19 protein-coding genes and 1 other annotated feature are annotated in these 22,243 nt (G+C 49.5%); of the genes, 4 read left to right on the top strand and 15 right to left on the bottom strand.

The annotated features are described in order from the left end of the window. Positions 1 to 144: 144 nt before the first annotated feature. The 5 genes from P22_RS12920 to P22_RS12940 form a co-directional block, all read right to left on the bottom strand. Positions 145 to 1,869, bottom strand: a complete 1,725-nt coding sequence (locus tag P22_RS12920; protein ID WP_054260662.1) for a methyl-accepting chemotaxis protein — start codon at positions 1,867 to 1,869, stop codon at positions 145 to 147. 202 nt (positions 1,870 to 2,071) lie between these two features. Continuing rightward, the gene (locus P22_RS12925) at positions 2,072 to 2,521 is read right to left on the bottom strand and encodes a YaiI/YqxD family protein (RefSeq protein ID WP_054260663.1); all 450 of its coding nucleotides are present in this window, start codon (positions 2,519 to 2,521) and stop codon (positions 2,072 to 2,074) included. Beyond that, entirely contained in the window at positions 2,518 to 4,674 is a 2,157-nt protein-coding gene (locus P22_RS12930) for a DNA topoisomerase 3 (protein WP_054260664.1), read from the bottom strand. Before P22_RS12930 ends, P22_RS12925 begins: the two co-directional genes overlap by 4 nt. A gap of 102 nt (positions 4,675 to 4,776) precedes the next feature. Then, the gene (locus tag P22_RS12935; RefSeq protein ID WP_054260665.1) at positions 4,777 to 5,328 is read right to left on the bottom strand and encodes a 3'-5' exonuclease; all 552 of its coding nucleotides are present in this window, start codon (positions 5,326 to 5,328) and stop codon (positions 4,777 to 4,779) included. An 82-nt stretch (positions 5,329 to 5,410) separates the two neighbouring features. Further along, positions 5,411 to 6,097, bottom strand: coding sequence for a Crp/Fnr family transcriptional regulator (locus tag P22_RS12940; RefSeq protein ID WP_054260666.1), 687 nt, complete (start codon positions 6,095 to 6,097; stop codon positions 5,411 to 5,413). Positions 6,098 to 6,199: 102 nt separating this feature from the next. On the opposite strand from P22_RS12940, the gene P22_RS12945 reads away from it, so the two are divergent. Together P22_RS12945 and P22_RS12950 are read left to right on the top strand one after the other, a co-directional pair. Further along, positions 6,200 to 6,907: an ATP-binding protein gene (locus tag P22_RS12945; protein ID WP_054260667.1), complete on the top strand. Its 708-nt coding sequence runs from the start codon at positions 6,200 to 6,202 to the stop codon at positions 6,905 to 6,907. Between the two features lie 79 nt (positions 6,908 to 6,986). Then, positions 6,987 to 7,214: a binding site (T-box leader), on the top strand. A gap of 83 nt (positions 7,215 to 7,297) precedes the next feature. Further along, a complete protein-coding gene (locus P22_RS12950; RefSeq protein WP_054260668.1) occupies positions 7,298 to 8,866 on the top strand; it encodes a 2-isopropylmalate synthase in 1,569 nt (522 codons plus the stop codon). Positions 8,867 to 8,868: 2 nt separating this feature from the next. Here P22_RS12950 and P22_RS12955 read toward each other — a convergent pair whose 3' ends face one another. Next, on the bottom strand, positions 8,869 to 9,567 hold the full coding sequence (locus P22_RS12955; RefSeq protein ID WP_373432679.1) for a L,D-transpeptidase family protein: 699 nt from the start codon (positions 9,565 to 9,567) through the stop codon (positions 8,869 to 8,871). Positions 9,568 to 10,004: 437 nt separating this feature from the next. Beyond that, a complete protein-coding gene (locus P22_RS12960) occupies positions 10,005 to 10,856 on the bottom strand; it encodes a YitT family protein (RefSeq protein WP_054260670.1) in 852 nt (283 codons plus the stop codon). 348 nt (positions 10,857 to 11,204) lie between these two features. On the opposite strand from P22_RS12960, the gene P22_RS12965 reads away from it, so the two are divergent. After that, positions 11,205 to 11,450, top strand: a complete 246-nt coding sequence (locus P22_RS12965; protein WP_054260671.1) for a FeoA family protein — start codon at positions 11,205 to 11,207, stop codon at positions 11,448 to 11,450. 18 nt (positions 11,451 to 11,468) lie between these two features. Then, entirely contained in the window at positions 11,469 to 12,245 is a 777-nt protein-coding gene (locus P22_RS12970; protein ID WP_054260672.1) for a FeoB small GTPase domain-containing protein, read from the top strand. Positions 12,246 to 12,358: 113 nt separating this feature from the next. Here the strand turns inward: P22_RS12970 and P22_RS21200 are convergent, their stop codons facing one another. The 8 genes from P22_RS21200 to P22_RS13010 all read right to left on the bottom strand — a co-directional run bounded on the left by P22_RS21200 (position 12,359) and on the right by P22_RS13010 (position 22,156). Next, positions 12,359 to 13,018, bottom strand: coding sequence for a metal-dependent transcriptional regulator (locus tag P22_RS21200; RefSeq protein WP_235814644.1), 660 nt, complete (start codon positions 13,016 to 13,018; stop codon positions 12,359 to 12,361). A gap of 3 nt (positions 13,019 to 13,021) precedes the next feature. Next, complete coding sequence (locus P22_RS12980; protein ID WP_054260673.1) at positions 13,022 to 14,170, bottom strand: mannitol-1-phosphate 5-dehydrogenase; 1,149 nt, start codon at positions 14,168 to 14,170, stop codon at positions 13,022 to 13,024. Positions 14,171 to 14,172: 2 nt separating this feature from the next. Continuing rightward, a complete protein-coding gene (locus P22_RS12985; RefSeq protein ID WP_054260674.1) occupies positions 14,173 to 14,610 on the bottom strand; it encodes a PTS mannitol transporter subunit IIA in 438 nt (145 codons plus the stop codon). 2 nt (positions 14,611 to 14,612) lie between these two features. Continuing rightward, positions 14,613 to 16,709 carry a BglG family transcription antiterminator gene (locus tag P22_RS12990; RefSeq protein ID WP_054260675.1) on the bottom strand — a complete coding sequence of 699 codons (2,097 nt, stop codon included), beginning with the start codon at positions 16,707 to 16,709 and terminating at the stop codon, positions 14,613 to 14,615. A gap of 70 nt (positions 16,710 to 16,779) precedes the next feature. Continuing rightward, complete coding sequence (locus P22_RS12995; RefSeq protein ID WP_054260676.1) at positions 16,780 to 18,177, bottom strand: PTS mannitol transporter subunit IIBC; 1,398 nt, start codon at positions 18,175 to 18,177, stop codon at positions 16,780 to 16,782. 344 nt (positions 18,178 to 18,521) lie between these two features. Further along, the gene (locus P22_RS13000) at positions 18,522 to 19,211 is read right to left on the bottom strand and encodes an HAD family hydrolase (RefSeq protein WP_054260677.1); all 690 of its coding nucleotides are present in this window, start codon (positions 19,209 to 19,211) and stop codon (positions 18,522 to 18,524) included. A gap of 153 nt (positions 19,212 to 19,364) precedes the next feature. Next, a complete protein-coding gene (cobT, locus tag P22_RS19955; RefSeq protein ID WP_069972821.1) occupies positions 19,365 to 21,392 on the bottom strand; it encodes a nicotinate-nucleotide--dimethylbenzimidazole phosphoribosyltransferase in 2,028 nt (675 codons plus the stop codon). A gap of 101 nt (positions 21,393 to 21,493) precedes the next feature. Beyond that, positions 21,494 to 22,156, bottom strand: coding sequence for an MBL fold metallo-hydrolase (locus tag P22_RS13010; protein ID WP_054260678.1), 663 nt, complete (start codon positions 22,154 to 22,156; stop codon positions 21,494 to 21,496). Positions 22,157 to 22,243: the final 87 nt, after the last annotated feature.

Consider the following 22,243-nt stretch of genomic DNA (forward strand, 5'->3'; position numbering starts at 1 on the left):
ACATCTAAAATCCTTTACCGGGTTAATATTGCGTAAATCAGTAGGACGGCCGCCTTTTTTTGCGGCCATCATTTTGATCCTGCTAAAAAATTCTATCACTAAAGGAAAGAGGAGTCAAAGAAAACAGGGTTCCATTTCAGCCGTTTATATCTGGAATTTTAACACGCAGTTCTTCAATTCCTCGGCCATGTCGGCTACAACGGCTGTTGACGAAAGAATCTCCTGCATGCTGGCACTCTGTTCTTCCACGGCGGCCGCTACTTCCGTGCTGCCACGGGAAGATTCCCCGGCCATCTTGACAATATGTTTACTGGCCTCTTCCACTTGATAAATATCCTGGGCTATATCTTCAATAACCTGCTTAATGATATTGACCTGTCCATGTACATTTTCACTGGTATTAACAATATTGCCAAAGGAATCAATAGCCTCCTGGGCCATCTGCATGCCTTCCCTGACCTCATCCACTCCTGCCGCCATACTGCCGGCAATGGACTTTGATTGATTCTGAATGTCCTGAAGCATAACCGTTATCTCTTTGGCGGCTTCGGAGGTATTATTAGCCAATTTCCTGATTTCATCAGCCACGACGGTAAAACCCCGTCCGTATTCTCCCGCCCGCGCCGCTTCAATCGAGGCATTCAGTGACAGCAGATTGGTTTGCGAGGCCAGACTGCCAATGGCATCCAGAACCTTTTTGATATTTTGCGAACGCGTCTGCAAGTGGTCGGTAATATCCTTGGCGGCAACAATTTTTTCTTCGATAACGCCGATTTGCCGCAGCAGTACACTCATTTTTTCATTGCCGGTTCCGGCGGCTTTCATAGCCTTGCCGGCGGCATCGGTAACACTGGCGGCATTTTCTGCAATAATTTTATTGCGCTCGTACAGTTGCCCAATAATAGCGGCCGACTTTTCCGAGGCCTGAAACTGCTCGGTGGTGCCGCTGGATACCTGCTGTATGGATACTGCAATTTGTTCTACGGCGGAAGAATTCTGCTGTATGGCCGTTTTTAATATCTCGGCCGAACCGGCCACCTGCCCGCTGGTTGCATTTATTTTTCCAATAACCTCCCGGAGCGTTCCGGTCATCTGATTAAAAGCCTGCGCCAGCACATCGATATCATCCCTCGTCTTCACTTCCAGCTTTTCCGTCAGGAGATTGCCCGCAGCAATGTCCTGGGCATATCGGGCCATGCGGGCCAGCACGTTGGCTACGCGGTTCGAGAACATGGCAGCCCCGGCAACACTGGCACAGGCGACCATAAGAATCAGCACCATTCCCACGGCACCGGTCATTTTGGCCTCCTGATCCATCCTTTCCTTGATGATCCTGTCATTGCTCAATTCGACGGCAATGAACTCGTCAATGCTTTCCTTTAAAAACATTGTCACTTTGGCGATATTCTCCTGTTCGACTATCGCCTGCGATAAGTTCCCGGCTTCGTTCAAGCTGATCAGCGACTGAACACGGCTTGCATAATTATCTGTCAATGCCCGGACCGACCCCAGTTTATTCTGGCTTTCACTGTGTTTGACGATAGTCTCCAGATAATCCAGATGACGCTGCATCGCCAGCAGATTATCGGCAATGACTTGCTTGTCCTCCCGTTTTTTCAGATTTAAAAACTCTGCCAGATAAGGTTCCGATTCTTTCGCCTTATTATAAATCTCATTGCTTTCGATGGTTATCTGGATCATGGTGTCCAGCTTGCCCATCGCCGACTTCAGCATATAAAAGGTTACCAAACTAATGGAACTTAAAATAACGGAGATAACGATAAAACCTGCAATAAATTTTAATTTTAACGACCTGCCGAAGGCCCCGCCCCGCATGTTTTTCCAGATCTTAGCCGCTGCCATCTTCATCCCGCAAGACTCCTCCCCTTTCAAAATTCAATAGCTAATATTTTCCATTTCGCTAAAAGTTCTGAAAATTCCTTTAATACGAATCGGTTTATTTTTTAACAGCCACCTTGTTTCCCTACTTAGCTAAGCCAAGAAGGGAGTGTCCCGAAGCAGGCTTAAGACCCGCTGAGACACTCCCTTCTTATTTTGTGATGAACGTATTTCACAAATTTGTTGTATGCAGTTTTTCCAGTAATCGCCCCAAAGCGGCTTCAAAAGCCTGATCGTTTTCCGCTGTCCGTTTTTTAGGGCCCCTGGTTCTGCCGCCGCTGCGCCGGAGTTTGGCTTTAAGTTCCCGCTCCTCCAGCATAAAATCCATCTGTCCGGGCCGGTACTCCCGTCCTCCCGGACTTAAAGCAGCCGCTCCCTTGCCCAGCACCATGGCAGCCAGCCCCCAATCCTGGGTGATAACCAGGTCTCCGGCCTGCGTCAGATTGATAACTTTCAGATCGGCTTCCTGCGAATCTCCGCCAACCACAATGTGATGATCCGATTCAATCACGTGATGAAAACTGGCTACCGTCCAAACTGGAACGACATACTGTCCGCCTATGTTTTTACAAATACTCAGAACGGTTTTGGGGCAGGCATCGGCATCTACAATGATTTTCATCCGCCATCGGCCTCCCTGGTTTTTCCGTCAGGCGGCAGCAGGGCGGCGGGAACTCCCTGATTGTCGTTAAAGGTGACCCGACAAGAAGGGTAGCGGGTACAGCCCCAGAATGCTCCGTTTTTGCCGTTGATCAATTGCAGCGCCCCCTGTTTGCAGCGCGGACAGCTATACTTCGGCTTTTGCGGCTGGCCGTTTTGATCGTCGTAAGAAGCCTTACAGGCAGGATACCGGGAGCAGCCCCAAAAATTACCGTTCCGGCCTTTTTTAAGCTGCAGGACACCTTGCCCGCACTGCGGGCAGGGATGTTCTCCCTGAAGCGGAAAAGAAATCCGGGCTGCCGTACGGCAAATAGACTGCGTGAACTGAATCTGTTGTGCCAGAAAGCCGCTTAAGCTGGCCTGTCCGTTGGTCATATCATAGAGTATACGTTCCCATAAGGCCGTGGAATCAGGGTAGGTCAAATCATCCGGCAAGGCGTCAATCAAAAGATAGGCAAAATCCGTGGGCACTAAATAGCGTTTTTTCCCCTCTTCCTTCAAAAAACCGCGCTGTCCCAGTTCCTTGATCATAGTAGCCCGGGTGGCCTCGGTACCGATACCGCTGACATCCTTTAACTGTTTTTTTAGTTCCGGGTTTTTAACATATTTATGGATTTCCTTCATGGCTGCCAGCAAGGTAGCCGCTGTAAACCGCAAAGGCGGCCGGGTGGTTTTTTTATCGGCCGTAACCTGGACAAAATCGGCAGGGTCACCTTCCGCCATAACCGGCAGCAGGCTTTCTTCCTCCTCCTTTTTTTCTTCCGCTTCGGCAGCGTACAGTGCTTTCCAGCCTGCTTCCCTGACGATGCGTCCGCTGGCTGTAAAGGTCTCGCCTGCATAGGTTACTTCAATCTTCGTCTGGCTGTACAAATGGACCGGGTAAAACTGAGCCAGATAGGCCTGGGCAATCAGAAAATAAATATGCTTTTCCATATCGCTTAACCTGGAGAAATCACAGGGTTCCACCGTAGGAATAATGGCATGATGGGCGGTGATTTTTTTATCATTCCAGGCCCGGCTCCTTATGGCTGTATCGGCACCGGCGGACCATCCGGCCAGTTCCGGCTGGGCAATGGCTTGAAGATTGCCGACAATAACGCCGGCGTCACTGTGCTGGGATTCGGGCAAAAAATCACAATCAGAACGCGGATAACTGGTCAGCTTTTTTTCATATAATTTCTGAGCCGTATCCAGCACATTCTGCGGATTGTAGCCGTAGCGTTTTCCGGCAATGACCTGCAGGGCCGATAATGACAACGGCAGCCGCTGGGGTTCACGTTTCTCTGCAGTGTCACAAGCGGCGATCCGGGCTGCTTCAGCCGCGCCGGAAAGTTTACCAGTTAACGCTTCCAGAATGGTCTTATCCGCCAGCCGGCCTTCGCTGTCTAAGCCGGGCTGGGCCTCAGCCGGTTTCCAGTAGGCTGTGAACAGACCGTTTTCATGCTTAAAATCGGCTTTGACCGTAAAATAGTCAGCCGGTTTAAAATTCGCAATCTCCCGTTCCCGCCGTACCACCAGGGCAAGCGTTGGCGTTTTGACCCGTCCCACCGGTAAAGTGACCCGGTGGCCGGCCTGCTGTGCCGCCAGCGTATACACCCGTGACAAATTCATGCCAATCAGCCAGTCGGCACGTGACCTGGCCAGTGCCGACTGTTTCAAATTAGAAAAATCGCGATTATCCCTCAGGTTGGCAATAGCTTTTTTTATGCTTTTTTCATCCAGTGCATGCAATAAAATACGCTGAACCGGCTTGGTATTCTGTACATAATCCAGCACTTCATCAATTAACAGCTGTCCCTCACGGTCGGGGTCACCGGCATGAACAATCTCCGAGGCCTGTTCAATCAGTCCCCGGACAATCTCAAACTGTTTCCGGGAGGATTCCGCTATCACCAGCTTCCACTCCGCGGGAATAATCGGCAGATCTTCCAGCCGCCATTTCCCGTAACGGGCATCATACTCCTCCGGCTCAGCCTGCCGCAGTATGTGCCCATAGCCCCAGGTCACGATCCCGGCACCGGTAGTAATATAGCCGTCACGGCGGATTAGCGGTCCGGGCAGGCATTTGGCAATTTCCGCTCCCATACTTGGTTTTTCGGCAATAAATAACCTCATCTTGACTCCTTTATCTTCAGACAAGCATACCGGCAACCTGGCACCCCTGTCGTTTCGTTTTTGTATTACATAAAAAAAATCTTTTCGCGTAAAGAGAAAAGATCAAAAATCGCGCACTTTCACCTGTAAGGCAGCGGCTAACTGCTGAAAACTTCCCGCCTGCACGCTTTGTCCGGCCAGCAGGGCAATCATGGCACAGGTCCGTGCATCATGCAAGGCGTGATGATGGTCAAACTGAATGGCAAAACGTTGCGCTAATGTTGACAGTTTATAGTTTTCCAACCCGGCCCAGGCTTTTTTGGCAATGTCTACGGTACAGGCGTAACGGAAGGAAGGTTTGTCGAGCTGGTATTCCTGCAATACACTGCGCAGCACGCCGATATCAAAAGCGGCATTATGGGCAATCACAATTTTATTTTCCAGATGGGGCTTAATACGCTGCCACAATTCGGCAAACGTCGGCTTGTCCCGTACGTCCTTGGCTGTAATGCCGTGAATCCGCGTATTCCAATAATCAAACGTCAGGACCGGCGGTCGGATCAGCGCGTATGCCGATCGCACAAATTGCCCGTTTTCCACGGTAACGGCAGCCATACTGCAGACGCTGGACCGGCTGCGGCTGGCGGTTTCAAAATCTATGGCTACAACATTCATTTCACTGAACGGCTACTTCCTGAACGGTAATTGCCTTCCTTTCTGAATAGTTTGCTATACGGTATTATTCGCGACAAACTCCTCACATCCTCTTTAACCTCTCCAAATCCTTAATTTTAACTGAACTGCGGTGAAATTCAATTAAACCTTCATCCCGCATTCGTCCCAACTCCCGTGACATCGCCGTACGGGAAACATGAAGAAAGTCCGCCAGATCATTGCGGTTAAGAGGCATAACAAAGGTCGTTTTGCTAAAATGTTTATATTGTTCCAAAAGATAGCTGCACAGTTTGGGCCGCATACCCCTGATGGTCAGATACTCCACTTTGCGGTTGAGTTGCAGCGCCCGTTCCGACAGCAGACGCAGCAAATTGTATATCATCTGCCTGTGGCCGCCACACACCGCAGTACAGCCGCTCATCATTTTTTCCGGCGGCAAAAAAGCGGCCGAACAATCGGTTTGCGCCACAACCGTGGCCGGCCATGACCGCACTTTGGAGAAAACAACCATTTCACCAAACATATCTCCGGGGTGCAATACGGCCATCACACTGCGGCTGCCTGCGGCATTTTCTTTGGTTACCGCCGCCTGACCGCTTAACAAGAGTCCCAATCCGTCAAGACTTTCTCCTTCGCGCGTCAAATAACCGCCTTTGTGGCAATTGCGTACCGCCGGCCGCAGACAACGAAGCATCGCATCCAATTCAGGCAGGGAAATTCCGCTAAACAATGGTGCTTGAGACAATATCGTCAACAATTGCTTCTCCATAGGATACAATCACTCCGTTTTCTGTAGCCACGGCTACCGATTTTTTATCTATAGTATAATACAATGAGATTACAAAAACAATTGACAGCCAGGAGGTCGACCATGTTAAGAAAAATCATAGCTATAGAGGAAGAAAAATGCAACGGCTGCGGACTTTGCATTCAGGCCTGCCACGAGGGAGCCCTGCAGCTTATTAACGGTAAAGCCCAACTGATTGGCGATGCTTATTGCGACGGGCTGGGAGCCTGCCTGCCGCAATGTCCCACCGGCGCCATCACCATTGAAGAACGGGAATCGGCTGCTTTTGACGAGGTTCTGGTAAAACAACACCTGGCCGCTAAACAGGAAAAAGCTGCCGGCACCTTTTCCTGTCCCGGCAGCCGCGCCCGGCTCATCAAGGAAGCGGCTGCCCCTTCACCGGCAGTAGCCGTACAGCAGGCATCTCAGCTTAGGCAATGGCCCTGCCAAATTCAATTGGTGCCGGTCAACGCTCCCTATTTTGAGAATGCACAGCTCCTGATTGCCGCCGACTGCGCCGCTTATGCCTATGCCAACCTGCACAACGATTTCATGCGCAATAAAATCACTCTGATCGGCTGCCCCAAACTGGATCACGTCGACTATGCCGAAAAATTAACCGCCATATTGAAAGCGCACAGCATTAAAAGCCTGACCTTGCTGCGCATGGAAGTACCCTGCTGCGGCGGCCTGGCCAATGCGGTTAAAGCCGCCCTGACTGCCAGCGGTGCGGTGATTCCCTGGCGTATTGTCATTATCGGCACTGACGGCCGCCTTGTTGAAGAATGCTGACACCATTCTCCAGTTTATTTTCCGGGAAGCTATTGACAGTTTTTCCGGTATGCTTTAGACTGTAAGCTAAGATATACAGCAAATGGCAATGACCGGGATTAGTAGAGGTTTATTATGTTTTCAGAGAGCCGGAGGTTGGTGCGATTCGGTAAATGGTAAACTTTGAACTCACCTGTGAGCTGCAGCCCGATAAGGTAGGGTGTGCCGGAGTTCCACCGTTACAGGGATAGATGGTGTTAGCCGTCGAAAAAGAGGGTTCTTAACTGAACCAATTAGAGTGGTACCACGAGTTTACCCCGTCTCTATACATAGAGACGGGTTTTTTGTGTCTGCCCTGTTCATTTGACCACCAACCGAGCAAAAATATAAAATGAAGAGAGGAATGCCCGTATGCAAAGGAAAATTACCGTTTTGGATACCACCTTAAGGGACGGCGAACAAGTTCCCGGAGCCAAACTGAATATCCAGGAAAAACTGCGAATCGCCCGGCAGTTAAAAACGCTTCAGGTCGATATCATCGAAGCCGGTTTCCCCATTTCCTCACAGGGCGATTTCGAGGCAGTAAGGCATATCGCCAGAGAAATCGTCGACGGTCCGGCCATAACGGCACTGGCCCGTGCCGTCAAGGCCGACATTGACGCGGTTTACGAAAGTATCAAAGAGGCACAGCAGCCGCTGATCCACATTGTCCTGGGAGTCTCCAATTCCCATATTGAAAATAAATTGCGAAAATCAAAAGAAGAAATTATGGAACTGGGCATCGAGGCTGTCAAATATGCAAAAAAATTACTGCCCGACGTGCAATACTCTACCGAGGACGCCACCAGAGCCGATTTTGAATACCTGTGGAAAACCATCGAAGCTGCCATAAAAGCGGGCGCTACCATCATTAATGTGCCGGATACCGTCGGTTACGCCGTACCGGAAGAATTTGGCGAGCTAATCCGGAAAATAAACTACCGCATGAAAAATATAAACGACAGTGTCCTGCTGAGCGTCCACTGTCATAACGACACCGGTTTAGCTACTGCCAATACCCTGGCCGCCGTGAAAAACGGTGCCGATAAAATCGAATGTACGTTAAACGGAATCGGTGAGCGCGCCGGCAATGCGGCTCTGGAGGAAGTGGTTGTCGGCATAAAGCTCCGTTCCGGCTATTACGGAGCCTACACCAATATCGTAACTAAAGAAATCAAAAACACCTCCACCCTGGTCAGCAACTTAATGGGTCTGGAGGTGCAGGTCAATAAAGCAGTAACCGGTGATAACGCCTTCGCCCATTCTTCCGGAATCCATCAGGACGGTCTCTTAAAAGACCGCAGCACCTATGAGATTTTACGGCCGGAAGATGTCGGTGTAGAAAGCATGGAACTGATCCTGACAGCCCGTTCGGGACGTCATGCCTTTAAAAGTGCCGTTTCCCAGTTTTTACGGGAGCCACTGCCCGAAACCGATTTTGAACAATTATTCGCAAGCTTTTTAAAACTGGCAGACAGGAAAAAAGAAGTCTATAATCATGACGTATACCACCTTGTCGAAGCCCATTTCGCCGCACGGAAAGAAAGCCCTTGCGTGTCAAGCCAGAACTTGTACGAATTGGTCAATTTACAGGTAATCAGCAACGATCTCTTCCCGTCCGCCAGCATCAAACTCAAATACGGTAATCAGTTTCATATGGGCAGCGCCGTCGGCGACGGGCCTATCGATGCCTTGTATCAGGCTATTAATAATATTGTAGCCCTGGATGCAGAGCTGTTGGAATACAAGATCAGCAGTATCAGCAAAGGCAATGAAGCCTTAGGCCGGGTTCATTTAAAAATAAATCATCAGGGGATGATCCATTCCGGCAAAGCCGTTGATACGGATATTATTAAAGCCAGCGCCGAAGCCTATTTGAATGCCCTCAATCAGGTGCTGCTGGAAAACTGGAAAAAGGAAAATAAAGCTGCACTGCCCTAATATCAAAGCCCCAGTAAATTCAGGGTTTCTTTATCCACCACGCCGGAAGGCTTCCGTCCCCGGTCATGTTGAAACCGCTTGACAGCCGTTTCGGTATCCCGGTTGAAGAAGCCGTCGGCACGCCCTTCCAGATATCCCAGCGCTCTTAATTTACGCTGCAGCTCTACTACATCGGCTCCCATTGACTCATAACGCAAAATCCGCCCAATGCGCTGCGGTTTATCCACGATGCGCACCGGAGTCCCGACCGGTACCCATTCGAACAGTTCTTCCACATCCCGGTTGCGCAGCCGGATACAGCCTTTGCTGATAAAATGTCCAATACTCCAGGGCCGGTTGGTGCCATGAATACCATACCCTCCCCAGGGAACGTCAAGTGCCATGAAACGGGTACCCATGATATCACCTGACCGGTGCGCTTTCCAGATTACCGTCCAGTCGCCGACCGGCGTGGGCGTATCGCTGTCGCCTACGGCAATGCGGTATTGTTTATATAAAACACCGTCATCATATACCTCCAGCATCCGTTCCTGCACCTTTACCACCAGGGAAACCTTGCCGGCAGGGGGAACTGCCGGCTGATTGGGGATGGCCGCGAGCTCCTGTTCATCCCAAAATTCAAACCCGATCAAACTAGCGAGCAAACTGACAAAAATCAATGAAGCTATGGCAAAATAAAAACGGTTCTTTCTTACCAGCATGGACTGCAAATTCAACACTTCCTTACCGTTATGCCGTTCTTTAACAACTATATGCGTGGTCCCGTCAGGATATTTCCGTTAAACGATCATTTTCCAGTACAAAACGCAGCGCAGGAAAAACCGCTTCAGCTAGCGGCTTTTCCTGCGCTGCATTCTCATAAATCCAAAAACCTATTGGGCAAATCGCTCCATTTTTTGCCGTTTAAGATTTTGTTGGGCCAGTTTGACGGTATCCACCGGTTCCAGCTTGTCGCCATACTTTTCTGCCAGCAACCTTTCTACTTCTTCCGGCGGCAGGGTATAGGATGCTACCTGAGAGTATTTTCCATTGGCTATGATATTGAGTCACTCCCTTCCTTCCTAGTATACCCATTACACCGCAAAACACCCGGAAAAGGGAAACCGTCCACCTGGAAAATGTTCTCTTTGGCAGCAGTTCAAATTCCTTTGGTCCCCGGCAGGGTAAAGCCCCTGCCCAGCACTTCCGCCGCATCGCTGACAATCATAAATGCCTGGGGATCGGCTGTTTGTACTAAAAACTTCAGCTTGGCAATCTGCATCAGACTGACAACCACAAAAATCACCTGCTTGTCCTGACGGGTAAAAGCGCCCTCCCCCCGTAAAATAGTGGCGCCACGCCCTACTTCCTGCAAAATGGAGCGGGAAATTTCCTCCGTATTATAGGAAATAATATACACCACTTTGCGGCGGTTAAAGCCTTCTATCACTTTATCGGTCATATTGGCGGCAATAAACATGGAAATTAAGGTTAAAACAGCCAGCTGCAATCCGAAAAGCCAGGCGGCAACAAGCATGATGATAAAGTTAAAGCTGAAGCCAACGACTCCCACATTAAACGAATAATGCTTTTTTATGATGGCTGCAACCACGTCCAGACCACCGGCGCTGCCGTTCACCCGGAATATCAGTCCGGACCCGATTCCACTGACAAAGCCGCCGGTAATAGCCGACAGCAGCGGATCACTCAGAGGATGGTACCCTTTCAAAAACTGGGTGGCGTCAACCGCGACAGCAAAAACGATGATTCCATAAATGGTTGTCAGGGTATAAGTCCGGCCTAGTTGCCTGTAAGCGGCATAGATCAAGGGAATATTAAACACAAAGGTCTGTATCCCGATCGGCAAGCCGAATAATAAATACAGGATGATGGCAACCCCGCTGATTCCACCGCTAAGCAATTGATGAGGCACTAAAAACAGATTGATGGAAATACTGCAGATAAAACAGCCAATGGCTATGGCAATATATTGCCATACTTTTTTTTTCATACTTTCCTCCGTTGGTTATCATACTCTTCTTTTATCTTGGTTAGTGTTCTACCTTGCCATACGCTTTAAACCTCTTCCGTCAAAAATCTGAAAAAATCGTCCAGGAATATGCCGGTTTCCTTTACAACATAACCACTTATCGAATTCTTTCTGTCAATACATTAATCCTCCTCATACCGGAAAACACCGGCTGACACAGCGATAAAAATTCCTGCCGGCCTGGGTACCAAATTCCCGGCAGCGCCATATTCTATACCATAGGGATAAAAAAACAGTGTTAGCTTTAGCTAACCCCGGCATAAACCCTAAAGATGCCCAGTACAGCTAACAGCAAAAGGAGATGGCCACATGAATCAAACGAATAACCCGGTATCGTTAGCCGATATCTGCATTGGAACGACCTGTAAAATTTCTTCTGTTGATCTGGATGGTCTACTAAAAAGAAGAGTGCTGGATCTTGGCATTCTCCCCGGTACCTCCGTGGAATGCATTCGCCGCAGTCCTGCCGGCGATCCTGTTGCCTATCGCGTGCGCGGCACAACGATAGCGCTGCGCAGTCATGATGCCAGACAGATTAGAGTTCATCCCATTTAATGCCGGAGGTGATCAACGGTGGATCTGCAAGCAAGGAAAATATCCCGTGCTCTGCCCGGCCTTTTTGGAATACATCCGGAGCCGGATCAATATGTCGTTGCCTTGGCCGGCAATCCCAATGTCGGCAAAAGCACCGTATTTAACGCCTTGACCGGCCTGCATCAACACACCGGCAACTGGCCGGGAAAAACCGTGGATAATGCACAGGGTTCTTTTGAATACCTGAAACAGCCCTTTTTACTGGTTGACCTGCCGGGAACCTATTCCATTCTGGCCCACACGGTGGAAGAAGTAGTTGCCCGCGATTTTATCTGCTTCGGTCGGCCTGATGCCACGCTGGTGGTTCTGGATGCCACCTGCCTGGAGCGCAATCTAAATTTAGCGCTGCAAATTATGGAAATCACTCCCAAGTGCATTGTATGTATCAATCTGATGGATGAAGCCAGAAAAAAACAGATCACCATTGACCTGCAGGGGCTGGAGTCCGAACTGGGGGTGCCCGTTGTAGCTACTGCCGCCCGCAAAGGCGAAGGTCTGCATTCATTAAAGGATGCGGTTTATCAGGTTAGTACCGGTCTGCGCAAAACTAAGCCCCGTCAGCTTCGTTACTCTTCACAGGTGGAAGAAGCCGTACAACAACTGCTGCCGGATATTAGCCGGCTGGTCGGAACCAAACTCAATCCCCGCTGGGTGGCCTTACGGCTTTTGGACGGTGATAAATCGTTTATCGCCAGCATTAATCAGTATATCGAGTTGCAGGAATCCCCCGGTTTACTTAAAGTAGCCGCTTTATAACGGTTGGTCCGTTGCCTTCTTTTTCTTTTGCTTTCAAACAAACCTGCGTAAGTCTTTTTCACGAATAAAGGACTGCAACCTCCCCAAGGGACGTCGCAGTCCTTTATTATTATTTACGATTGCCGCACCGCCGGAACATACTCTAAAAACCTCCGGTAAACATCGGGATTTTCCTGAATAAAAACCATAAACCGCCGGATGGAAACAATCGTTGCCTGGGACAGATAATGTTCCATCGCCTCCGCTTCGGCCGCCACATCGCAGTTGGCACACAAAGTCCGCAGAAAATCCTGAAGCAGGGTATTGCGTTCAACCAGATAACAGCCCATCTGCCGGCCTTTATCGGTGAGATCAATCATGCCGTATTTTTGATAAGTAATATAACCGCCAGTCCGCAGTTTGCCCATGGCTTTCGTCACCGAAGGAAGGGATACCCCGAGCTTATGGCTGATATCGGTAACACGTACCACATGACGGTTAGCGGTAAACCGGTAAATTTCCTCCAGGTAATCTTCTAAGCTGGGGGAGAGCATAATGTCACCTCCAGGAAAGTAGTAGCGCACTTTCAGCGATTCTACATCACCTTTATCAACATATGAAAAAGCTTCAACAATTATGCTTCCCCCACGCCTTGCCCCGGAACACTGCGTCAGCGAATGCTGCCGGTAGCCACTATGCAGTTCTGAACCGGAAACTGAACCGAACCGGACTTGTTGGTTTAAACAAGGATATTGGCAGCTTATATGCTGCTGTTTTGCCAGGCTGCCAATCATCGTTTAACGGGCTTTCAGTTTTTGATAGTTTTCAACGATGTCCGTAAATAAGGGTGAATCCGCTGCAACACCCGTATATTTTTCAATGGTTTTTTCCAAGCCTGCTTCACGGATCGAAACTTGTACTTCCACCGCTTCCGGGTCTTGTTTATAATCGAAGGACAAGGCGGCGGCAATGACGATTGCCAGTCCGGACGGAGAAATGCCATAACGCAGCGCTTGTACGGCGGGACTTACCAAACGGTCGTTTGGCGACAATTTCCGGAGGGGTGAACGCCCCACGCGAGTGACTTCGTCAGTGATGTGCGGATTTTTAAACCGGTTTATGATTTTATTAATATAAGCCTGATGGTTTTCTTTATCAAAACCATATTTGGCCACCAGCATGGCCCCTGTCTCCTGAAGCACTTTCTCTGTCAGCGACAAAATATGCGTATCTTGAATAGCCCTGTCGATACTGTCAAAACCGTATAAATATCCCAGATAAGCAACTGTTGCATGACCGGTATTCACCGTGAACAGCTTGCGTTCAATATACGGTTTCAAATCATCAACATAGGTAACACCCTCAATAGCCGGGACTTTTCCGATGACCTGCGATTGATTAACAACCCATTCATAAAACGGCTCAACCGTTACCAGCAGTTTATCCTCATTTTTCTGCAGCGGCACAATGCGGTCCACGGCAGCATCGGGAAAACCGATTTTCTCCGCTGCCGTTTTCTTCTCCTGCTCACTTAATGCCCCATAGACAAAGGACTTAAGGGTCGAACTGCCGCCGATCATATTTTCACAGGCAATTACATTGAGGGGCTTACCGCCCTGCTGCAGCCTGAGGGCAATCCCCCTGGCAATGATCGGAGCAATAAATTTAAGAATATTAGGACCGATAGCCGTTGTTACCAGGTCTGCAGCCACAATCTCCCGGGCAACCGCCTCTTCGTCCCTGCCGTCAATCGCTCTGATATTTTTTACAGTACAAGCGGCATGGTCTTCTGCAGCAAGCATAACGGTATATTCTTTCCGCCGATTTATTTCTTCCACCAGTTCCTGATTAACATCCACAAAACAAACTTCATAGCCTGCCCGGTACAGCAGCTGCCCGATAAACCCTCTGCCGATATTACCGGCACCGTAATGAACCGCCAGCATGCTTACATTCCCCTTTCGAAGAGCTCGATAATTTCTTCTTTCGTCGTTGCCTGGACAAGCTTTTTTACACTGTCCTCTTCCGCGCAGACGATAGCAATATTGGACAAAATCTCCAGGTGTTCATCACCCACACCGGCAATGCCGATCAGCAGATAGGCTGTATTCCCCTCGCCAAAATCCACGCCGCCGGGCACCTGCACAATGGAAATCCCGGACGATTTAATAAACGGTTTGGATTCGTTGGTACCGTGAGGAATCGCTACGCCGTTGCCGATATAGGTCGTCGTCAGTTCTTCCCGTTTATACATTTTTTCAATATACTCGCCGGTCACATGCCGGCCATCCACCAAAAGCTGTCCGGCCAGAGCAATGGCTTCCCTTTTATCGGCCGGACTGGCATTTAATTTAATGTTATCTTTGGTTATCGCTATCTGGCTCATGATTATCGCTCCTTTTTTATCTTTGCTAAAATATATTTGTGCAATTGGGTTACCAAAAACGCCGTAATCTGCCGGACATCCCTTGATGCCAGCACTTTCACAACCTCTTCCTCAATCAGCAGGGAGCTGATTTCGCTTAATACTTCCAGCCCCTCTTTGGCAATACTCTGCGGAGCCAGCAATACGAGGATTTTATCTACATCGATGCACGTCTTATCCATTGATTTGACAGACAGCGGCATCTCCAGATAATAGAGCCGGACCACCGGTGTAACCACCGCCTCTGTTTTGCTGTGAAACAGCGCCACTTGCGCATGGGGGATACCAAGACCGCCCATTCTCTGCCTTTCCAGCAGTTTGGCAATCACTTGATTTTTATCACGGATGCTTCCTTCCTGCTGTAGTTGCTGGCAAATCCGGTCAACCACTTCTTCTATATGCATGTTTTGATTGCAGATTGTATCAAAACGAAAATTTTCAATAACGGAGAAGGTATGGGCAATATATGCCTGCCAGGCTTTCAATTCCCCCAGCAACTGTTCGCTGCCGGGATTTTCGGATGCTTTCCATTGCGGAGACCGCTGTGTTACCTCTCTAAGGAACAGATTAATATTATGAATATCTTCCTTAGTCAGCAGCGGTGTTACTAGCACATAGTCTTTTTTCCTAAGTGACAAAGGTACGGTGGAGATAATCAAATCATAATCCTGTTCCGGTATTTTATCGATATCAAACAAAGATATATTTTTTGCCAGACCGATATACGGCAATTCTTTTTCAATCCGGCTGGCTAAAATTTTCGAAGACCCGATCCCGCTGGAACAAACGACCAGCGCCCGGTAGCGGGAAGCATGCTGACCCATACGCTCCAGCGACGCTCCCAGATGCATCACCAGATACCCGATTTCCTCCTCCGGGACGGAGATGTCGCCAAAGACGTCTTCCACCGCTTCTTTTAACACCATAAATAAGTGGTTATACCGGCCCTTTATTTCATCCAGCAGGGGATTACGGATCTTCATGTTTTTCTGAATACGGTACAGGGCGGGTTCAATGTGAGTAAGCAAGCCCTGAGTCAGGGTGGTGTCCTCATGAAAGGATACACCCAACCGTTCTTCACAGTAGCGGATCATCCGGTTAACTTTTGCCGCCAGTTCCAGATTTTTAAAGTTAAACCAGTCTTCATGGGAGCTTCTTAATTTGGCTCCGCGTAAATGCATGGTAATATAACCAATTTCCGAATCGGGGATATCCATTTGAAACATGCTGCGCAATCGCTGAATTATGGTCTCCGCTATCTCAAACTCCGATGTCCCCTTCAGTTCCTGCAAATAAACTTCATCAAATGTAATTTGTTCACCCTTTTCAATGCGTTCAATGGCCAGGGCCAGATGAATAACCAGCCCGATAAACGAACTGTCTGCCAGCGGATACGGCAGTTCCTGTTCCAGATTGCGCAGCGAATTTTCAATCATAATCAGCTTTTCTTTTTCAATTAACCCCAGCAGTCGCTCGGATACCGTATTAATATTTCCCATGGATTTGCCATGGATATTATCTTTTAAAACCTCCAGGAGTTCAAACTCGCCAAGGTTTTCAGCAATCAGGTCGCCCATAGCCTTCCGTTTGGCCGATTCCGTTCCGGTCAATTCGACACCATAGCCCCGTTTCCGGATCAGCAACAAATCATAGCGGTCAAGCCACTTCACAATTTCATCCAAATCGTAGCTGATGGTTGCCGTCGTGACTTTCAGGTCATAGGCTAAGGAAATCAGTTTAATTGGTTCGGTGGCTTCCAAAAGCTGACAAAGAATCAGTAATTTTCGTTCTTCCGGCAGATATTCCACCGCGGTCTGATTATATAAAGAAAGCTGCAATTCCTCTTTCTGTTCTGCAGCCCCTTCCAGTACGACCCCAATGCCGGACTTTTTTATGAGCTGCAGCCCATATGTTGCCAGTAAGGGTTCCATTCCGTTTAATTCGCGATGCACCGTACGGGTACTGACCTCAACCCGCTCGGCAATTTCCTTGATCGTGATTTCCCGCGGTTCATCCAGCAAAATATTTAAAATCATGCGTTGTCTTGAACTGACGCTCATAAGAATCTACCTCACCAATAAATAAAAAGAGCTCACGCTAGCTGAAAAAGACAACTAGCGTGATTTTTTATTATGATAAGCGTTTCACTAATTCGTCATACTCCGGACTGTTTAAGAAGTTCTCAATGGAAATATGCTCGGCCTCCGGCAACTTCCCCTGAGCACGCTCGGTTAATGTTTTTTGGGTAATAACAATATCGGCATCTGCCGGCAGTTCATTAATGGCAGTATTGACCACGGTGATGTTCAAACCTGCATCCTTAAATTTTTTCCGGAGAATGGAAGCGCCCATGGCACTCGAACCCATGCCCGCATCACAGGCAAACACTACTTTATTTACCGCTTTTGCCGATACTGACTGAACTTTTTTACCCTTTAATTCCTGCATTTTCGCTGTAGCCTGATCCAAATTCTCTTCTTCAGCCTGTCCACCCATTTTCAACAGAGCCGAAGCGATGAAGAAGGATACGGCTGCAGCCACAGTAACACCGGCCAGCACTGACATCAACCCGCCTTTAGGTGCCATGGCAATCAAGGCAAAAATACTGCCCGGAGAAGGAACGGCCACCAAACCGGCCCCCAGTGCCTGAAAAGTAAGTGTGCCGGCTACGCCGCCACCCATAGCCGCTAATATCAAGCGGGGATTCATCAGAATATACGGGAAATAAATCTCATGAATACCACCAAGGAAATGAATAATGACCGCGCCTGGAGCCGATTGTTTGGCATTGCCCCGGCCGACCAGCCAATAGGCCAGTAAAATACCAAGTCCGGGTCCGGGATTTGGTTCCAACAAAAAAATGATAGACTGGCCTGCTTTAGCTGCCTGATCCAGCCCGATCGGACTTAAAATGCCATGATTAATTGCGTTATTTAAGAATAAAACTTTAGCCGGTTCGATAAAAATATTGGCTAACGGTAATAATCCTGCATTTAGGATGACCGCAACGCCTGCAGCCAATGCCTTACTTAAGCCTGCGACAACCGGCCCGATTCCATTATATGCTAAAAGTGCTAAAACTGCGCCAACAATGCCTGCTGAAAAATTATTAACCAGCATTTCAAAACCGGAGCGGACATTTCCCTCAAAGGCCTTATCCACCTTTTTAATTGCCCAGCCGCCCAGCGGACCCATTACCATAGCGCCAAGAAACATCGGAATATCCGCACCGACGATAACCCCCATGGTAGCCACCGCACCGACGACCGCGCCGCGTGAATCATGAATCATTTTGCCGCCGGTATAACCAATTAACAGCGGCAACAGGAAGGTAATCATCGGGCCAACCAGTTTTGCCAGACTTTCATTGGGAATCCATCCGGTAGGAATGAATAAAGCCGTGATAAACCCCCATGCAATAAAGGCGCCAATATTCGGCATAACCATACTGCTCAGGAACCTGCCAAACTTTTGAATGGCCACCCGCGCCCCAGCTTGCTCGGTCTGGACAATGGAAGAATTCTGCATTTCTCATTTACCCCCTTTAATTTGTTGACAAGATTTAATAGCCTCCTTCACTTATAACTATAAATTATTCTAAATAGCTTATCAAGCAAATGAAAATCGGTTTTCGTCACAAAACTTGTTGACAAAATTTAAATTAGCGACAAAAAAGCACCCTGCAGTCATATAGGGTGCACCATACTTTGTCCATATTTTGCTCTTACTCTGATTTTTTATTCATGTTCCATTCATCGGGGCAGTTCACCATTCCTGATAATCAATACTTTGGGAGTCACCAGAAACCAGGAATTTGAAAAGATCCGTCTGCGCGGCGGCAGTCGTTAGCGTACGCTGCTTACGCCCCCTGATCAGCCTGCTGCTAAAAGACCTTCTCTATCAAATTCCGTAAACGTACTGATCACCAGTTGCACACCGGCCAGTTCGCGCAGGCGTCCATGCACCTGCTGTGGTCCGATGGCAATGATTTTGCCGATATTGGCCCGCCGTGCCGCCTCAATACCCGCATCCGCATCTTCAAACACGATGCATTGTTCAGGGGTCAGTCCCAGATTTTCAGCGGATTTTATATAGATTTCCGGGTGCGGTTTTCCCGGTAGCAGTCCGTCATCATAGACCACTTTATCAAAGCTGAACCACTTTTCCAGTTGAAACATTTCAAAATAAAAGTTAACATTGCTGATTTCCGAGCCGGTGGCAATGGTGCAGGCAATATGGTGATCGGTTACATAATCCAGCAGTTCTACCGCTCCCGGAGCCAGCCTGACATGGCACGCATCCCGGCGGCACAATTCACGGTAGATGATTTCCTTTTCCTGAACAAGCCGGTCTCCTTCTTCGTCCGACACCGGCCTGCCAAGCAAATACTCTATGGTTACCTTATTAGGCCTGCCCATTATAAACGTAGCCATTTCATGGTCGCTTACCGGACAGCCCCTCAGTTTTTCCGCCATCACGCTCCAGGATTCGGTTTGCTTATCTGTATCGAAAAACAACGTGCCGTTAAAGTCAAAAATAATTCCCGAGTATTTTTTTCTCATATAACTCTCCTATCTCATCCTCTGCAGCAGCACCATCCGATGATTCGTAAACATGCTGCTGTAACCGCCAATACGGCCCCCTCATTTTCTCTTATTTCACAGTATAAAGTACCCATTTCTCCAAGTCAATAACGAAGAATCGGCAGGCATAAGCTAATCCCGGACATTTTTATCCTGTCTTCCCGCGCCGATGCCGTCCTGGGCGACAGCAACATCCGCCTCGCCAAAGGTTTTCATATCGTTCAGCATATGCAAGGCAGCATCCAGAATGCCTATACCCAAAGCAGCGCCAACCCCCTCATGAAAGCCTATATCCAGATATAGATAGGCCGGAACTTCCAGCTCAGCCAAGGCGGTCTTCTGCGCAAGCAACTTACAATAATGCGCCCCGACCAGATAGGCCTGTACCGCCGGTACCATTCTGGCCGCCAGCAGCGCAGCAGCGGCCGTAATCACTCCGTCCAGCACCACGGCCGCTTTTCCGGCCACAGAGCCAAGAATGATTCCCAGCATAATGCCCATTTCCCGGCTGCCTACCGCTGCCAGTAAAGCAACAGGGTCTTGCGGCAGTTTTCTTTCCTGCAAAGTATGATAGAGTTGTTTTGCCCTGCCGGCCACGCCGGGAGGAAGTTCTTCGGGGGTCAATGTATCTATGTCGGCAGCTGTACAATAAGCTATTACAGCAAGGGCGGCAGCGACCTCCGCCGTTTGCAGGGTTCCTATCCCGATAATGCGCGCTCCGGCTGCAGTTTGAGCAGCCGCCAGACTGCTTCCCTGAGTAATAGCCCGCCTCAGATCGGATTCGGTAACGCAGCCGGAAGCCGGATTCGTTTCAACCATGACCAGGTTAGCCCCGACATGCTCCGCGGCTATGCAAGCGGCTGTTAAGCCGCAATCTCCAGCCCGTCCTCTCTCCTGCAACAGCAAAATACTCCTTTTCAGCATACGCGGCGGTCTGGGCTGACCGGTAATTCCCGCCAACTTACAGGCCAAATGCTCCAGTGCGTGCAGACAGCCCAGCGGTTTGGTCAGGTTGTCAATCCGTAATTGGCAGCGATCCATGGCCTGCCTGTTTAACGGTTGAACAGTGGGCGGCAAAGGTCCCGCCAAAAGGTTTTGGGTATTTTTAGTAAACCAGGAGGTGCCGTGCTCCTCCTGCAACTTGCCCTGCAGCAGTTTAACCGAAAATCCCAGCATATGAATAACAAAGGAAGCACCAACAGCCTCTCCTAAGCGGATGCCTAAATCCAGCATAGCGGTCAGGCCTAAGAACCGCAATGCCACAATATGCGCCGGTTCCCCGGAAAGATGCGATGGAGCCAGATATTTCCTGCTGTCCGGCGCAATAGCGCAGGCCAGCAGTGCCGCTGCCGTCGTATTTAGACCGTCAATCACTACCATGCAGTGATTGGCGGCAGCCCCCAGAATGACCCCGGCAAGCGTACCCAGTTCAAACCCGCCGATTTTTATTAGCACATCCAGGCCATCGGCCGCATCCGGCCTGTTGACCGCCAGCGCTTTTTCCACCAGACCGATTTTCACTACCAGCCGTTCATCGGAAATCCCGGTCCCCCGCCCGGTAGCCTGCCGGGGCGAAATGCCGGTAAATAAAGAAACAATAGCGGCACTGGCCGTCGTATTGCCGATGCCCATTTCCCCCAGGCTAAAACAGGTAATTCCCGCCTTAACCCGGTCGGTGACGATTTCAATGCCGGTTTCCAGAGCCTGTACGGCTTGCTGTCTGGTCATGGCCGGTCCCTGCGTAAAGTCATTGGTGCCGTAAGCGATTTTACGGTGCCACAGACCGGGAACCTCTGCTAAATCTGCGGCAACCCCCACATCGGCAACTACCATTTCCGAACCGCAGAAATTAGCCAGCGCATTGGCACTGGCCCCCCGTGAACATACATAATTTCTGGTCATTTGCGCCGTTGTTTCAATCGGATAAGCACTGACAGTTTGTCTGGCCACACCGTGATCGGCACAGGCAATTACCATACAGCTTTTCGGCAGTGCCGGTTCCGCCTGCCCTGTTATACCGGCATATTGTACCACCAAATCTTTTAGTCTCCCGACTTGGGCAAACGCCGCTCCCCCTGCTTCTAAGCGGGCTTTAACGGCTTCTGCCGTCCGGTGATCTATATCTCCTATTTTCGCAAGGGTTTCTTTTAATACACTCATGCACTACCTCCGCTAAATATGCTTGAAAACCATAAGGAAAAGCCCGTCGCACCAGGAAAAGGGATTTCCCCCTTCCATCCGCCACGAGCTTGGATAGACCTTCATAATAATTTTAAAACTTCGTCCTTTGTAAATGGCCCGCCATGACCGCCGTAAAAGGTATGGGCCTGCTGCAAAAGCCGCTTCATACTGGCCAGCAAAGCCTGCTCATTTGTGGCAAAATATGCCAGACACGGCTCCCCGCTAAAAGGCGAAGGAACCAGAATATCGCCCACGATAGCCTCTCCGGAGTCAAGCAGCAGCGAAAGAGAACAGTCGGTATGCCCCGGCGTGGCTATGATCTCTCCCGGTATACCGTAAGGATGCAGGTCAAACGCTGCCTCATCCATAACAAGATCCGGCTGAACCGGACGCGCCAAAAGCGGCAAATTGGGACGCAACAATTTAAGGGCCCTCTCTCCCAGCGCATTACGCGGCACTACCGGCGCCTGCTCGCCTCCCGCCAAAGCCTTAACCGCCAGCCGGTGACACATCACCGGTGCACCGGTCCATTCCTGCAAGTCGGCAGCATGGCCAAAGTGGTCGGCATGACCGTGGGTAATCACAATGAGCTGTATATCCTCCATATGTATTCCCAGTTCGACAAACGCCGCTCTGTATTTATCCTGCGAAACCCGTATCCCCGTATCCACAAGAATAATCCCCTGCGCCTGCACCAGCAACGCATTGGCAAACCCCAGCGTAAGAGTATGAATCTTAACCATTGCAACCTCGCCTTACTGTATGTACCGAATAGAGCTTGTCTAAAAACAAACCCGCCCTGGCACGCATCCAAAAGCGGCTTGGCGGGT

The sequence above is a fragment of the Propionispora sp. 2/2-37 genome, assembly GCF_001298735.1.
Taxonomy (GTDB): domain Bacteria; phylum Bacillota; class Negativicutes; order Propionisporales; family Propionisporaceae; genus Propionispora.